Genomic DNA, 15,548 nt, shown 5'->3' with positions numbered 1-15,548 from the left:
CCACGCTGCCAGGCAGATCGAAGGTAGAGGTCGTGGAACGATGACGAACGCCACCCGCGCGATATTCCTGGCAAGTGCATTGGCGGCTCTGGTGCTCTCCATCTCCCCACCCGCCCTTGCCGCAGGCGGGCGGCTGCCTGACGCGGCACCAGTCGCAGCGCCCGCACCGGTCAGCCGCGACACTGTCCCGGATTCCGTGGCCGTCGTCCCGTCGGCAGAGGGCATCCACGTCCTTGACGTCTCGAGCAGCACCATCACCCTGGCTTCCGGTGACACGTTCATCTACACCGTGGACACCCCGGAGGGTCAGGGCCGCACCACGCTTGAGGTCAAGACGGTGGACCAGCTGCTGAACGAAATCACCGCCAAGGACGGCTCCGCTCAGACCTACACGGTCGAGGACTCGCAGGGTGCTCAGAAGCAAGCCACCGACCGCGTCGTGCCGGGCGACGTCCTCACCGTGACCGCCGGACACACGACGCACCAGTACACGATCGACATCGTCAAGGGTGCCGTGCGCGGCCAGCTGAAGCTGCAACACGACGCCATCACCGCGAACACCGCCTCGGACGTGGTCCTGAACTTCACCTCCGGGATGAGAAGCCCCGCCACCGACGTGCGCGTGAAGGTGCCGCGAGGGATCCGCGCCACGATGGACAACACGACCGTCAACGTCATCGGTCGCGGAGAAGTCAGACTGTCCGGGCTCGCGACACAGTCGGTCGGCAGGGTCGCGGCGGGCTACCGGTTCCAGCAGGTGGGGACAGCCACGATCGAGGACGCTCGAGACGGCAGCCAAGTCATCACGTTCCGCGGGCTCGACCTCAGGCCATCGAACGGTGCCGACCTGCAGATCCGGTTCACGCACGTCTCGGTCAAGCAGGGCAGCTACTCGTTCGAAGCCTCCTACACCACCTCCGAGCCCGAGAAGCTGACGAGCCCGGCCGTCACGGCGACCCTCCAGAGCGTCAAGACCGTCAGCGACTTCCGTCGGGTGCTGGACAAGAGCCTGACCTACCGGGAAACCCCGGACACGTACACGAAGGCACGATTGCGGTGGACGGCGCCCCAGCACGCGGCGTCCGTCAGGATGCTGCAGTCGACGGACCAGGGCGCAACCTGGACGCAGAGCAACACCACGGTCGACCGCCGCGCCGGCGAGGTCGAGGTCAAGGGCCTGACACCGAACACCGACTACGACTTCAAGCTGGACGTCAGAGGCGGCGAGAACCATGGCGAGTCGAACGTCGCATCGTTCTACGCCGGCAAGCTGAACGCCAAGCTGATGGGGGCCAAGGGCGACGGGCTTGCCGACGACACGGAGGCGATAAATCGGGCGATCCGCTACCTCAACGAGATCGGCGGCGGGACGCTGTTGTTCGAGAACGGCACGTTCAACGTCCGGACCGTCCACCTGCTCAGCAACGTCTACCTGTACGTCAACAGGGACGCGACCATCTCCGCGATCAAGGGCGCCGACGCCCCCGAGGCCTTGTATTTTTCCGACAAGGCGTATCGCTCGGGTACGTCCCCGACCGACCCCGGACCCTATGAGGACCCCGAGAACTACACGACCAAGCAGGATGTCGGCCACACCTACTTCAGGAACAGCATGTTCTTTGGCGAGCGGGTCGACAACGTCAAGATCATCGGGAACGGCCGGATCACGGGCAACGGCAACATCGTCACCACCGACAAGGTCATGGACAACGCGCCGGACCTCAGGGCCGACAAGATGGTGACCCTGAAGCTCAGCACCAACGTCGAGTTCGGCGGGCTCGACAACGGCCTGGACCTCTGGTACGAGGAGACCAACTCACCCACGACCGACCAGCCGTACTACATCAAGAGCCTGCGCAAGGACGGCACGACCGAGTCGAAGCAGACGGACATCAGCAACATGCTGAGGGTCGACAACGCCGGACACTTCGCACTGCTGGCCACCGGCACGGACCACATCAACACGCACGACTTCTACTACGACAAGGGCAAGGGTGGTCAAGCGCGAGACGTCTTCGACTACATGGGGAGCAGTTACGTCACCGCCAGGAACATCTACGCCAAGGGGACGTCCGACGACATCGTCAAACCCGGTAGCGACTCCTCCCTGGGGTTCACCAGGCCGGCGACCGACTTCTACGTCCGGAACATCATCGGCGACACAAACTGCAACCTCTTCCAGATCGGCAGCGAGACAGCCGACGACATCAGGAACGCCTACGTCGACAACATCTATGTGCTGGCCGGCAACAAGGCTGGTTTCTCCATCTCCACGAATGACGGCGCGACCGTCGAGAACATCTACCTGAACTCGGGTAAGACCGGACCGGTCCACCACCAGGCGCAGATGCGACGCACGCGAGCACCCTTCTTCATTTCGATCTCCAACCGGGGCCGGGTGATCGGCGGACAGGCGCAGCGAACGAAGTTCTGGGAGAACGGTGTGCAGCGGGACGAGTTGCTGAGCACCAACGTCAACATCGGGCATGTCCGCAACGTGCACATCAAGGACGTCAACATCGAGGAGGTCTACGGGGGCAGCCAGTACAGCGACCCCTCGAAGCGATGGGTTCCCTACACCAACCAGAACAAGGCGACGCCGATCATCGCCGGCTACAAGGTCGGCGAGGGCGGACCGGCCCTCCCGGACGGCCGCACCATCGGTTACGTCGAGAACGTCACGTTCGAGAACGTGAACGTGCTGGTGAAGGGCGGCAACAGCTACGAGGACTCGCAGGTCAGCCCTCCCGAGCTGGGCGTGGGCAAGTACAACGTCGCCGACTTCGGGGTGCAGCCCTCCTACGGGTTCTGGGCGCGGCACGTGCAGGGGTTGAGCTTCAAAAACGTGACGACGAACTTCGAGAGCAACGACGACCGCTACGCCTTCGTGCTCGACGACGTCAAGAACGCGGAACTCGACGGCCTGACGATGGTGAGGGGAAGGAACAACCCCAGCGTCATCGCATTGAAGAACGCCAGCAACATCACTGTCCGTAACTCCGCCTTCTACGACGGCACCTGGGGAAACGAGCTGACTCCACTCCAAGACCTCACCAACGTGACAGTTACGGACGCCCAGGCCTATCCGCCGAGGGTGAAGGACCCGCACAACACCGCCATCCAGCTCAAGCGGAGCGGCCACGAAAACGTGACAGACCTGAACACCGAAACGATGGTCGTCACGACGGTACTGGGGTCCACCACGGCCGACCTGACCACGCAGATCGAGTCGACGGACGGCAGCGCCCAGACGTATGCGGTCACCGATCCCGACGGCCGGCCGAGGAGCGCGGAAGCGTTGATCGACACCGGGGACACCCTGGTCGTCACTGCGGAAGACGGCACGACGCGAGCGGAGTACCGGATCGCCGTCTCACCTGACCTGGTGATCGAGGGAGAGTCGCAACTCGGCTCGGTCGAGAGGAGCGTCCCCAGCATCACCCTGTCCACCTCCTCGACGAACGGGAGGACGTACCTGCAGACCAGTTCGGTGCCGGCCGGGGAGTGGATCCAGTTCCTCGTCGATGTTCCCGTCGCGGGGACCTACGACGTCTCGTACCAGTACAAAACAAACACGTCCGGGAGGGCGACGGTCCAGGCGTACGTGGACGGCGTCGCGAGCGGGGCAGCGGTCGACCAGAACAGCTCGACGGCCAACCAGTACATCCCGGTGAACTTGGGGCGAGTGACCTTCGCGAACGCCGGACAGCATCCGATCCGCTTTGAGGCCGTGAAACCAGGGTCGATCGTCATCGACTACATCAAGCTCACGAAGGGTGGTCGGCGGGCAAGCAGGTTGACGCGCCTCGCGGGATGGCACACCCAGGTCGGTGCCATTCCCGCTGCCCGGATGAGCTACGCCCTATCGTGATCAGTCCGCTGGCGAGCCACATCGAGCAGATGGTCGAGGTCGGTTCGCGGCCGTCCGGTGGCCATCGCGAGCGCCCCGAGCGGGTCGGCCTGCCCGCGACCGGTCAGGTCCTCGAAGACCGTGAGCAGGTCGGACTCGAAGCCGGCCGCGGCCCTACCCCACGCCCTGGCCAGTTCGGCCAGCCGGCCCTCGACATAGCGGCGCACCATCACCTGGTACGCCCCGACGCTCGGCATCTCGTGGGCCTCGGCAACCAGGTCGTCGACCTGCCGGCCGATGCGGTGTGCGGTGGACCCAGCTTTCGCGTGGCCGGCGGGCGCGCAGCTGGCCGGAGCACGTCAGGTGTCTCGTCCATCGACGATGCGGCGGAGGGCTGCGCCTGCGCTGGGGAATGCAAGTTGCAGTGTGTGTGCGGTGAGGCGGATGCCCCACCAGGTGAGGGCGACGAGGTAGCCGACGATGAGCGCGCCGTGGGTGTTGTTGGTGAAGACGATGGCGTAGCCGATGGCGAGGCCTGTTGCGGTGATGGTGCGGATGGTGCGGCTTCGGCTGGCGGTCAGGCCGGTGCCGACGCCGACAAGCGCTGCTCCGATGCTGCCGATGAGGCCTTCCATGCCGGTCAGGTCGACGGGCGCAGTGATCGTGAGTGCCGCTCGCATGAGGTAGATGCCGGCGACGGCGATGGCGGCGTGGATGATCGCCGGTCTGGTGCGCGCGAGCCAGGCGGGCAGGGCGTGGACCGGGATCCGGGGTGCGGCGGCGGCGATGACGGCGGCGCAGGCCGCGAGAGGTAGCGCGGAGCCGAGTGTCCATTTCAGGTATTGGCTGTAGTCGAATTGGACGGAGGTGCCGGTGGCGAGGCCGTAGAGGGCGGCGGTGACCGCGCCGCCGACGGCGGCGGCGAGGTATCCGCGCCGGATGAGGCTGCCGGCCGCGGGCTCGGGTGTTGCTGTGGTGGGTGTTCCGGCGAGCCAGGTGGTGGGGGCGAGGTGCGCGACGGCGAAGGCAGTGAGCATGGCGAGTGCGCCGGCGGTGCCCAACTGGGGTAGGGAGGTGCGGACGCCGACGACCCGGAGAGCGTAGGTGGTGGTGATGTCTGCGGTGAAGATTGCTTGGAGCAGCAGTGTGAGGGAGCAGGCGCCGAGAAGGAGGGCGCTGGTCAGGTCCCGGATGCGGAGTCGGACGCGTGGTAGCTGCGTGTTGGCGGCAGTGGGTGTGTGGTGGTGTGGCGCGGTGAGGGCCAGAGCGCCGTCGGCGAGGGCGTGGGAGTGGCCGGTAAGGGTGGTCGGGGTGCGGCCGGTGGCTGTGGCGAGGCGGTCTTGCAGGCCGGGTATCGCTTCGGCTTGCCGGAGGAAGGCGCTGCTGAGGTGTTGCCTGTCGATGTCGGCGGCGTCGAGGATGTCTCGGACCGCGTCGTGGACGCTGTTGAGGAGGGGCTGCGCGGCGACGGCGACGTCGTCGTGGGTGATGACCGCGGGCTTGCGGGGTGCGGGGAGTAGCACCGGTGCGCGATCCTGCGCCGTCAACAGGTGTCTGGCATGTCGGATGGATTCCAGCAGCGCTCGATTGTTCTGGTCCTGTGTGGGGTGAGCGATCTCGGTTCGCAGTGGGTCGTCGTCCTCGGTGGCCGCGTCAACGAGTCGCTGGGCGAGAACCTGGTTCACGTCGCGGGGCAGGTCGATCGATCGGGTCGCCAGCTCGCGGTACCCGTCGGCGCTGACCTGGAGGACGGTCACGGTGACCGGATGGCGGTCGGCCTGGCAGATCAGCATGCAGGCGCCGTCAGGTGTAGCGACCCCGTGGGCCGTGGTGTAGGCGGCCAGCGCTGCCGGCGCGGTGACCATGGCGGGGGCGGGCAGGCCGGCTTGGGTAGCTGCGTCGGTGAGTTGTCCTCTCCGGCGTGGTCCCCAGCTTGCCGGGATGGTCACAGTGAGTGTGGTGATCGGCTCACCGACCTGGCGGGCGGCCTGGTCGGCGACATGCCACAGCTGTGCGGCGAGCAGATGCACGCCGTCGACCGGCTGGTCGGCCTCTGTTCTGCCGAGCAGCTCCAGCGGGTCACTGACGAATTGATGGTCCGCCGTCGGCTGGGAGGCTGCGGCCACCCCGACGTGAACGTGACCGGCAGGGTCGAGGGCGACGCCGTGCGGCATGACGAGACCACCGCCGAGCATGACGGGGATCCGGGCGCCGTGTCGGTCGACGGTGGCGGCGATGGCCGACGAACTGAGATCGATGGATAGGCGGACGCCCCCGCTTGGCATGTGCGGCAGTTTCTCCCGGCAGGGGAGTGGATCGTCAACCACCGTCCCGCGCAGTGATCTTTTGTGCGCGTATGGTGAGAATCCTTCTCGAGGAGATGGCCATCGACGGCCATTGTCGTGTATGCGGGAGGAAGATCAGCATCGGCGGATGGAGACAGCGTGCCGCAGCAGTCCCCGAACAGAGGCAACCGGCTGGCCGAATATGTGCGTCCCACGGTCTATGCCCCACACGAATCGTCATCGCCCCGACCGCCAGAGCGGCGGTCGGCTGCCGTTGGGGTAATCCGCGCCGTCGTGGGCGCTCTGGTCTTCCTGGTCGGGGTACCGGCTCTGCTGTGGATCGTCGGTGGTGCCCCGGTGCGACGGTTGCCGACGTGGCCGCAGGTTGTCACCTGGTTCGACGAGCCCAGCGGCCGATTCACCCCGGATGTGCTTACTGGCGCAGCCATCTGGATGCTGTGGCTGTTCTGGGCAGCGTGCGCGCTGCTCCTGACCGCAGAGCTGCTCGCGGTGTTGACCCGGTGGCGGATCCCAGCGCTGCGGCTGCCGGCACCGCTACACCGGCTCGTGTTCGGCCTTGCCGGCACCGCCGCAATCGCCGTCACCTCCGTCGGATCCCTCAACACGGGCGAGGACGGTGGCAGTTCGGCGTCCGTCGTCGCCTCCGCTGACAGCACCGGCGTGATTCCTCGACAAGCCGTCGCGCGAGGACCCGCGCTGATCCACGTCGCCGACACCCGCTACGTCTACACCGTTGAGCGGCACGACACCCTGTCCAAGATCGCCAAGGAGTGGCTCGGCGACACCAAGAGGTGGCCGGAGATCTGCCGCCTGAACAAGCACCGCCACTTCCCTCAAGTCGGTGGCACCCTGCGCGACTGCAGCCTCATCTACCCCGGCTGGGAACTGCGGCTCCCAGCCGACGCCCGCCCGCCGAACGGTGCCACACCGGCGACGCCGCCCGCTGCGCCAACGCCACCGCCGGTGACCGCGACTCCTTCGGCATCGCCGAGTGCCGCCCCAAACTCGCCGAGTCCCACAGTGCCGCCCGCCACGACCGAACAAGAAGCAGCAGCAATCCCCAGCAGCACACCGACCGCCACCCCGAGCCCGCCAGAATCCACATCGCCTACCCGACCTGCCACCGCCACCCCCACCGCATCAGCGTCGCCGACCGCCTCGCCCGGCATCAGCGACACGCAAAGCCCGACCGTGGCAACCGACGAGCACGGCGTGCAGCTATCACCGTCCAACTGGCTGCCCTGGTCACTCGCCGCCGCGATCAGCGCAGCCGCCCTGCTGGTCTGGGCACAACGCCGCCGCCGATACACCGGCGAGCCCGCAGCCGACCCACCCACGCAGCTACCACCACCGGTGCGCCACCTGCGCCGCGTCGTGGCCCGCAACCCCGAACTGCCGAATCCGAACACCGAGCCGCCCGCACTCGTGCCCGACCTCGCACCGCTGCCACCCGGCGGCACCGGCATCGTCGGCAACGGCGCGCACGCCGCCGCCCGCGCCACCCTCGTCGCCGTCCTGGCATCCGGCGGCCCGCACCACCCCGACGCCCGCGGCGAAGTCATCATCGACGCCGCCACCCTGGAAACACTGCTCGGTCCCGACGCCATGGCCCTCAGCCCATGGCCACGGCTCCACGTCACCGACAGCGTCGACGACGCGCTCACCGTGATCGAAGCTAAACTCCTGCACCGCAGCCGCATCCTCGACGAGCACGCCCTCACGGATCTGGACACCCTGCGCCAACAGGCGCCCGACGAGGAAGCGCTGCCGCCGACCATGCTCATCACCGAAACCCCGCCCGCCAGCGCCCGCATGCGCACCAAGACCGCGCTCGCCCTCGGCGGCGACCTGCACGTGTCCGCCCTGCTGCTCGGCGAGTGGGCCCACGGCGCCACCGTCGAGATCAGTCCGGACGGCCACACCACACTCGTGTCGGGCCAGGCAGCCGAGCCGCTCCCACCGCGCCTGCCCGTACTTGAGCCCGACCCGGCGATCCACATCCTCACCACGCTGCGGGAGGCGCAGACCGGGGAACCACCCGCCGTCGCGTCAGCCGCGCTACCGGTCACGGTCGTCCCACTGCACGCCAACCGAACCGACACCGAGCCAGCCGACCAGCCTGCCCCCGTCACCACGCAGTCCGCCCCTGCCGTCACCGGCAAAGCGCAGCTGCGGGTGCTCGGGCAGCCGCACATCGACAACATCACCCAACCCGGCCGGCCGCTCCGCGCCAAAGCCCTCGAACTCGCCGTATTCCTCGCCTGCCACCCCGACGGAGTCACCACCCGCGAGATCGGCGAATACCTCGAACCCGACGCCCGCATCAGCCAAGCCGACCAACGCGTACACACCAACGCGAGCAACCTGCGACACGTCCTCGGCCGCGCCGGCACCGCCGAGACGAAGAACGCCTACCTCATCAAGACCACCGGACGCTACCGGCTCGACCCAGCCACCATCGACGTCGACGTCTGGACGCTGCGCGACCTCCTGCGGGCCGCAGCCATCGCCACCGGCCCACGCCGCCGCGAACTGCTCACCGCCGCCTGCGACCTCTACACCGCACCCCTCGCAGAAGGCCAAGACTACGAATGGCTCCAGCCACACCGCGAGACCGTACGCCGCTGGGGCACCGAAGCCCACCTACTACTCGCCGACGACCTGCTCGACACCGATCCGCAGGCCGCATCTGACCTACTCACCAAGGCCATCGACCTGGACCGCTACAACGAAGCCCTCTACGCCCGCGCCATGCACGCCCGCCACGCCCTCGGCGACGCCGACGGCATCCGCACCCTCCAGCGCGCCCTGACCAAAGCCCTCGCCGACCTCGACGCTGAACCCCAAGAATCGACCATCACGCAGGCGAACCAGCTCTGCAAGAGCCTGGCCACGCAGTGAGAGCACCACCGCGCCCTGGCGCACCGCCAGCCGGCACCCGGAATTCCGGGTCAAGCTGACATATCGATGCAGCATCAGTTGGGGCGAATGGGGTTATAGCCGCAACTTCGCCGCCCTGCTGGTCCGGCGGTCGAGAACCCTGGCAACCACACAGGCCACATCAAAGCGCCCAGTCAGGCAGGTTCTTGATGATCGACGGGCGAGGCGGGCATCTCGTCGGCGGTTGAGCGGAAGAGCGTCAAGTTGATCGGACCGGAGGCGACCACCCTGTCATCGTTGTACCGTAATTGCAGGCTCAGTTCATGCACCGATGACCGATCCGCCGCGATGCTGATGAGGAATCGGTCGCTCTCTCCTGGCGCCAAAGAATGGGATACCGGGAGAGTCTCGATGTAATTCTTACCATCGCTACGGAGTTGCACGAGATACTTGTGTGACGGAGGTAGGGGTGCACCGGCCCCGGGCTCGTTGAGGGATATTGCCGATCGAATCGCGTTCGTGCGACGAGTGTGCGATCCGTCTATCTCGGCTTGGTCGTACTGCAGCGTTCCGGCGAGCTCCACATGCCCGTCGGGAAACGGGCCGAGGGCGCGAAGTCGTAATGTCTTGTACTCGGCCCTGTCCAGCCGCCACAGCCGGTGACCTGACGAGTCATCGACGAGTCTGCCTAGCCCCACGTCCCTGCGTATTAAGTAATCTCCAAAGCTGAACCCCAACGGGCCCAGCTTCTCCAGTAGCGGTACATCGACGCCCACGTCAAGAAACTGCTCCTCCAAGGGCACTCTGGTCCCTCCACCTGCCGACACGTCGAAGTGTGCCTCGAAGTCTTTCCCCCCGTCAGGGCCCCCGGGCCTTCGGAGTTGGAAACGCAAAGAGCAATTCGCCATAGGGCCCCAGCCCAAATTGAGGAGGTCAAAAAATGTGCCGTACGTCACCCCATGCAGCACCGGTATGGGGCGTGGATCTGGTCGGGACGCCTTGACGTGCAACGCTGCCTCGTGGAACAGAACTGTCCTGTTCGAGTTGTTGACGATTTTGATATCGAGGATCGGCCAGTGGAACGACTTCTCCCAAGGGCTGTGCCAATAGTGTAGTGGCGTGAGTTCGCCGCCATCGCGCACCGAATTCAGATAGGGGATCTCCGGCTCGATCAGCAGCATTCCGCCGTCGTGTCGAGCTATGTAACGCAGGCTCCCCGCGTCGTCGTCTCCCAGCAGGGTAGAAGTCCGGCCCTCGTGGGTGGACACGATCAAGGTCGGCTCCGCAGGCGGCGTCGGTCTGCGCGGCAGCAGAGCCACTGCCGCCAGGACAAGACTGCCAATCCCGGCTACCCAGCTTGCAAACTCTATCGCCTGGCCGCCCCAGATGAGGGAAGCCGTGATCAGGCAGGCCGTTCCAACCGCTGCAATTGTCGCCCACAGATACCATGGCCGGCGTCTCATCCAAGCATTTTCGTTGATACGACTGGCTGTGTCGAGGCTGGTTGCCGCATCCAGGAATTTGCAGTGAGAGGGGTCACCCATCTTCGAACTGGCCGACTACGGCGTGGTCGGCGACCTGTTCAAAGTCGTCCCCCAGGCCACCGACGAGATCCGCAAGCGCAATGCCGGATCTGGATCCGGACCGGTGGACCGGGTCTCTCCCTACCGACTAGCTGACGGTTCGTCTGGTATGTCGACGGTCGGTACGGTATGACCGACCGCATGCACGGCGGATGTTGCGCTCTGGTCAACATGCAGCCGCATCGCGTGCTCGGCCCGGTCGGGGTCGCCGCTGGCCAGCGCCTCGTAGATCGCCTGGTGCTCGGCCACTGCTTGGTCTGGCCGGCCTGGTTCCCGTGTCGACAGTGATCGGTAGCGGTCGACGTGGCCCCGGATCTGGTGCAGTAGTTGCTCGCACCAGCGGTTCTCCGCGATTTCGGCGATCCGGGCGTGGAACTCGCGGCCGATGCGCAGCACCTCGGTCTCGTCGCCGCGTAGCCGGTGCATCAGGTTGATCAGTCGGGTCAGCGTGTCGAGGTCCGGCTGGGTCATCCGGGTGCAGGCGTCCCGGGCCAGTAGTCCCTCGAGGCGGGCCCGGATGTCGTAGACCCGGCGGATGTCGGCCGGGTCGAGCGGGGCCACCCGGGACCCGCCGGTGGGCAGCTGGTCGACCAGACCTTCGGCGATCAGCAGCCGGAGCGCCTCGCGCACCGGGGTCCGGCTGACGCCCAGCGTGCGGGCAAGCTCCGGCTCGGTGAGCCGGCCGCCCGGTTCGAACTCACCTGAGATGATCTTGGCGCGCATCAACTCGTACACCGCCTGCGCGCCGGACTGCCGCCGCAGGATGCCCTGCCCTCTGTTCACCGTCTCATCCTGCCATGAATCGCTGGGACTGCACTATTGCATACAAGTACCCACCAGGCTACGGTCTCGTTCTCAGCCGGAGAAGTTCCTGGTCCGCCGGCCCGCCAGCGAGGAGTGCGCCGTTGTCCATGAGTCCCGCCCAGCAGTTGCGTGCCAGGTTGGCCGGTCCAGGGATCGTCGTCGCTCCTGGCGTCTACGACGGGCTGTCAGCGCGGATCGCCGCCCTCGCCGGCTTCGAGGCGGTGTACGTCAGCGGCGGCGCGGTGGCCCGCAGCAGTGGCGTGCCGGACCTGGGACTGCTGACCATGACTGAGGTGCTGGGCCGGCTGCGCGAGGTGGTCGATGCGGTCGACGTGCCGGTCATCGCGGACGCCGACACCGGGTACGGCAACGCGCTCAACGTGCGCCGCACCGTACGGGAGTTCGCCCGGCTGGGGGTGGCGGCGCTGCACCTGGAGGACCAGGTCACCCCGAAACGCTGTGGACACTACGAGGACAAGCAACTCATCTCCGTCGACGAGATGACGGGCAAGGTCCGGGCTGCGGCCGACGCCCGCGGCGACGACGGCCCACTGCTCATCGTCCGCACCGACGCGATCGCGGCGGAGGGCTTCGACGCCGCGATCGCCCGCGCGCACGCGTACGTCGAGGCCGGCGCCGAGATGCTGTTCATCGAGGCGCCCACCTCGGTGGCACAGATCGAGCGGGTGGCCGACGAACTGCACGTACCCCTGCTGATCAACATGTTCGCCGGCGGGAAGACCCCCCTGATGAACGCGCAGGACCTGGCGCGGCTCGGCTTCAAGCTGATGATCGCGCCGTCCGACCTGCAACGCGCGGCCATCCGAGCGATGCAGGACACCGCCCGGGAGCTGCGCGAGAGCGGCTCCACCGACCGGTTGGCCGACCGGATGGCGACCTTCACCGAGCGTGACGACATCATCGGCCTGCCCAGCTACCGCGAACTGGAATCTCGCTACGCCTGACGAACCACGCCACTCCTTCATCCCCCAAAGGAGAAGCACCATGCGCATCACCAGAACCGGCACCATCGCGGCCGTGTTGGCCGCGCTCGTCGCGACCGTCTCCGCATGCGGCGACGGGTCCGCCAGGAGCGGTGGCGATCAGGGCGCGAAGCAACTCGCCCGGCTCAACATCATCGCCCCGGCCGCGCCGGGCAGCGGCTGGGACCAGACCGCCCGGGCCGTACAGGACTCGCTGCAGAAGGCCGACCTGGCCCGCCAGGTCGAGGTGACCAACGTCCCCGGCGCCTCCGGAACCGTGGCGCTCGCCCAGGTGGCGCCGCAGAAGGGCAAGAAGGACCTGCTCATCATGTCCGGGCTGGCCATGATGAGCGGCGTCCTCACGAACGGCACGGACGTGACCCTGGACGATCTCACGCCGGTAGCCCGGCTGATCGGCGAGTACGAGACGATCGTGGTGCCGGCAAGTTCGCCCTACCAGAAGCTCGACGACCTGCTGGCCGCGATCAAGGCGGACCCGAAGAAGGTCCCGATCGCCGGAGGCTCGGCCGGCAGCGCCGACCAGATCTTCATCGGCCTGCTCGCCAAGGCGGCCGGAATCGACCCGGCCAAGGTGAACTACGTGCCGTTCTCAGGCGGCGGCGAGGCCACCACCGCGCTGCTGGGCAACAAGGTCGCCGCGGGCGTCGCGGGCACCGGCGAGTTCCAGGAGCAGGTGAAGGCCGGCAAGCTGCGGGCGCTGGTGGTCTCCGCCGCGAAGCCGGTGGAGAGCATGCCGGGCGTGCCGACCATCGCCGACGCCGGTCACCCGGGGGTCGAGTTCTACAACTGGCGCTCGATCATGGCGCCGAACGGGCTGACCGCCGAGCAGAAGAAGGCGTACGTGGACGCGGTCACCGCGATGCACGCCTCGGACGGGTGGAAGACCACGCTGAAGGAGCGGGCCTGGGAGGACACCTTCCTGGCCGGTGACGAGTTCGGCACCTGGCTGGGCCAGGAGCAGACCCGGGTCAGCGGCGTCCTGACCGAACTCGGACTGGTGAAGTGACTTCTCCGACCGACCAACCCGGCACCGCCGGCCCGGTCGAGGGTCCGACCCCGGTCGGCGGGGTACCGCCGACCGGGGCGGCCCGGGGCCGGATCGCGTGGGGTGAACTCGCGTTCGGCGTACTCCTGTCGGCGGTCGCGGTGACCGTGCTGGTCGACGCGGCCGGACTGCCCGCCTCGACGTCGGCCTCCGGCGTCGGCCCGGCGTTCTTCCCAACCATCGTCGGGGTCGCCCTGCTCACCGTCGCCGCCGCCCTGATCGTCGCGGTGCTCCGGGGCCACCGGGGCACCCCCGACGAGGGCGAGGGTGACGTAGACCCGTCCCACACCCAGGTCCGTCCGGCGCTGCTCGTGGTCGGCGCGGTGCTCGCCCACGGGCTGCTGCTCGACCTGGCCGGCTACCTCGTCGCGGCGTTCGTCGCGTTCTGGGGCATCGCGTACGCGCTGGGCGCGCGCCACCCGGTCCGTACCCCGGTGATCTCACTCGCCGTGGCGGCGGTCGTCTACCTCGGCTTCACCTACGGCCTCGGCATCGACCTGCCTGCGGGCCCGCTGGAAGGGATCGGCTGATGGACGGAATCAGCGAGCTGCTCGCGGGCTTCGCGGTCGCCCTCACCCTGGCCAACCTCGGCTACGCGCTGGTCGGCACGATCGTCGGCACGATGATCGGGGTGCTGCCCGGCATCGGGCCGGCACTCACCATCGCCCTGCTGCTGCCGCTGACATACGGCCTCGAACCGTCCGGCGCGTTCATCATGTTCGCCGGCATCTACTACGGCGCGATGTACGGCGGCTCCACCACGTCCATCCTGCTCAAGACCCCCGGCGAGTCCGGCTCGATCATCACCGCGATCGACGGCAACAAGATGGCCCGGGCCGGCCGGGGAGCCGCCGCCCTGGCCACCGCCGCGATCGGCTCGTTCCTCGCCGGCACCATCGCCACCGGCCTGCTGGCCGTGGCCGCACCGAGGATCGTCGATCTGGCCGTGCGCCTCGGCGCCCCCGACTACCTGGCGCTGATGGTGCTGGCCTTCATGTGCGTGGGTTCGCTGCTCGGCGGGTCGATGCTGCGCGGCTTCGCCAGCCTCGGCCTCGGCCTGGCCATCGGCCTGGTCGGCATCGACTTCCAGAGCGGGCAGGCGCGGCTCGACTTCGGCCTCGTCCGGCTCCTCGACGGCATCGACACTGTGCTGCTCATCGTCGGGCTGTTCGCCATCGGTGAGGTGCTCTACGTCGCCGCGCACCAGCAAGCCAGCACCTTCGGCATCGCTTCGGTCGCCGGACAGCGGTGGATGACCCGGGAGGACTGGCGCCGGTCCTGGAAGCCATGGCTGCGCGGCACGGCGATCGGCTTCCCGCTCGGCACCATCCCGGCCGGCGGCTCGGAGGTCCCCACGTTCCTGTCGTACTCGCTAGAACGTAGGTTGTCCAGGCGGCCGGAGGAGTTCGGCAACGGCGCGATCGAGGGCGTCGCCGGGCCGGAGGCGGCGAACAACGCCAACGCCGCGGGCGCGCTGGTCCCGCTGCTCACCCTGGGCATCCCCACCTCCGCGACCGCCGCGGTGATCCTGGTGGCCTTCCAGCAGTACGGCATCCAGCCCGGCCCGCAGCTCCTGGACACCGAGCCGGCGTTGGTCTGGGGACTGATCGCCAGCCTGTTCATCGGCAACGCGATCCTGCTCGTGCTCAACCTGCCGCTGGTCGGGCTGTGGGTGAAGATGCTGCACATCCCCAAGCCCTACCTGTACGCCGGCATCGGCCTGTTCGCCCTGGTCGGCGCGTACGCGGTCAACGGCTCGTCGTTCGACGTCTACCTGCTGCTGGTCGTCGGTGTCCTGGGTTACTTCATGCGTCGCTTCGGCTTCCCGATCGCCCCGCTCATCGTGGGCGCCATCCTGGGCCCGCTCGCCGAGTTGCAACTGCGCCGGGCGCTGGACATCGCCGGTGGCGACCTGACCACCCTGGTCAGCACCCCGTTCACCGTGACGGTCTACAGCCTCCTGGTGCTCGTGCTGTGCGTCCCGGCGCTGCTGCGGCTGCGGACCCGGCGGGCCCAGCAGGCCGCCGGCGTCCCGACCCCCGACCGCGAATCCTCCACCGTCTAGCACGATCCGAT

At 67.7% G+C, this 15,548-nt stretch carries 10 protein-coding genes; 6 read left to right on the top strand and 4 right to left on the bottom strand.

What is annotated here, in order from left to right; translation table 11 throughout:
- Nucleotides 1–40 precede the first annotated feature (40 nt).
- A complete protein-coding gene (locus ACGF4F_RS31600) occupies nt 41–3,871 on the top strand; it encodes a carbohydrate-binding domain-containing protein (protein ID WP_393083162.1) in 3,831 nt (1,276 codons plus the stop codon).
- Here the strand turns inward: ACGF4F_RS31600 and ACGF4F_RS31595 are convergent.
- Together ACGF4F_RS31595 and ACGF4F_RS31590 are read right to left on the bottom strand one after the other, a co-directional pair.
- On the bottom strand, nt 3,856–4,107 hold the full coding sequence (locus ACGF4F_RS31595; RefSeq protein ID WP_393083159.1) for a hypothetical protein: 252 nt from the start codon (nt 4,105–4,107) through the stop codon (nt 3,856–3,858). The two genes, ACGF4F_RS31600 and ACGF4F_RS31595, sit on opposite strands and share 16 nt — an antisense overlap.
- A gap of 102 nt (nt 4,108–4,209) precedes the next feature.
- Nucleotides 4,210–6,135 (bottom strand): Hsp70 family protein, encoded by a 1,926-nt coding sequence (locus ACGF4F_RS31590; RefSeq protein WP_393083156.1) that lies wholly within the window; start codon nt 6,133–6,135, stop codon nt 4,210–4,212.
- A 294-nt stretch (nt 6,136–6,429) separates the two neighbouring features.
- Between ACGF4F_RS31590 and ACGF4F_RS31585 the strand changes: the two genes are divergently transcribed.
- A complete protein-coding gene (locus tag ACGF4F_RS31585; protein WP_393083153.1) occupies nt 6,430–9,057 on the top strand; it encodes a transcriptional regulator in 2,628 nt (875 codons plus the stop codon).
- A 173-nt stretch (nt 9,058–9,230) separates the two neighbouring features.
- On the opposite strand, the gene ACGF4F_RS31580 is transcribed toward ACGF4F_RS31585, so the two are convergent.
- On the bottom strand, nt 9,231–10,580 hold the full coding sequence (locus tag ACGF4F_RS31580; RefSeq protein ID WP_393083151.1) for a hypothetical protein: 1,350 nt from the start codon (nt 10,578–10,580) through the stop codon (nt 9,231–9,233).
- 120 nt (nt 10,581–10,700) lie between these two features.
- Nucleotides 10,701–11,402 (bottom strand): GntR family transcriptional regulator, encoded by a 702-nt coding sequence (locus tag ACGF4F_RS31575; protein WP_393083148.1) that lies wholly within the window; start codon nt 11,400–11,402, stop codon nt 10,701–10,703.
- 128 nt (nt 11,403–11,530) lie between these two features.
- Here ACGF4F_RS31575 and ACGF4F_RS31570 point away from each other — a divergent pair, with 128 nt between their 5' ends.
- Genes ACGF4F_RS31570 through ACGF4F_RS31555 form a run of 4 tightly spaced genes read left to right on the top strand, consistent with a single transcriptional unit; the run spans nt 11,531 to nt 15,537 of the window.
- Complete coding sequence (locus ACGF4F_RS31570; RefSeq protein ID WP_357444171.1) at nt 11,531–12,388, top strand: oxaloacetate decarboxylase; 858 nt, start codon at nt 11,531–11,533, stop codon at nt 12,386–12,388.
- Nucleotides 12,389–12,428: 40 nt separating this feature from the next.
- Complete coding sequence (locus tag ACGF4F_RS31565) at nt 12,429–13,433, top strand: Bug family tripartite tricarboxylate transporter substrate binding protein (RefSeq protein WP_393083145.1); 1,005 nt, start codon at nt 12,429–12,431, stop codon at nt 13,431–13,433.
- The gene (locus tag ACGF4F_RS31560) at nt 13,430–14,002 is read left to right on the top strand and encodes a tripartite tricarboxylate transporter TctB family protein (RefSeq protein ID WP_393083142.1); all 573 of its coding nucleotides are present in this window, start codon (nt 13,430–13,432) and stop codon (nt 14,000–14,002) included. Before ACGF4F_RS31565 ends, ACGF4F_RS31560 begins: the two co-directional genes overlap by 4 nt.
- Nucleotides 14,002–15,537, top strand: a complete 1,536-nt coding sequence (locus ACGF4F_RS31555; RefSeq protein WP_357444060.1) for a tripartite tricarboxylate transporter permease — start codon at nt 14,002–14,004, stop codon at nt 15,535–15,537. Before ACGF4F_RS31560 ends, ACGF4F_RS31555 begins: the two co-directional genes overlap by 1 nt.
- Nucleotides 15,538–15,548 lie beyond the last annotated feature (11 nt).

Origin of the sequence: Micromonospora sp. NPDC047740, from assembly GCF_043204735.1 — a bacterium.
Classification (GTDB): domain Bacteria; phylum Actinomycetota; class Actinomycetes; order Mycobacteriales; family Micromonosporaceae; genus Micromonospora.
Note: the sequence above shows the minus strand (reverse complement) of the source record. Positions and strands in the feature narration are given on the sequence as shown.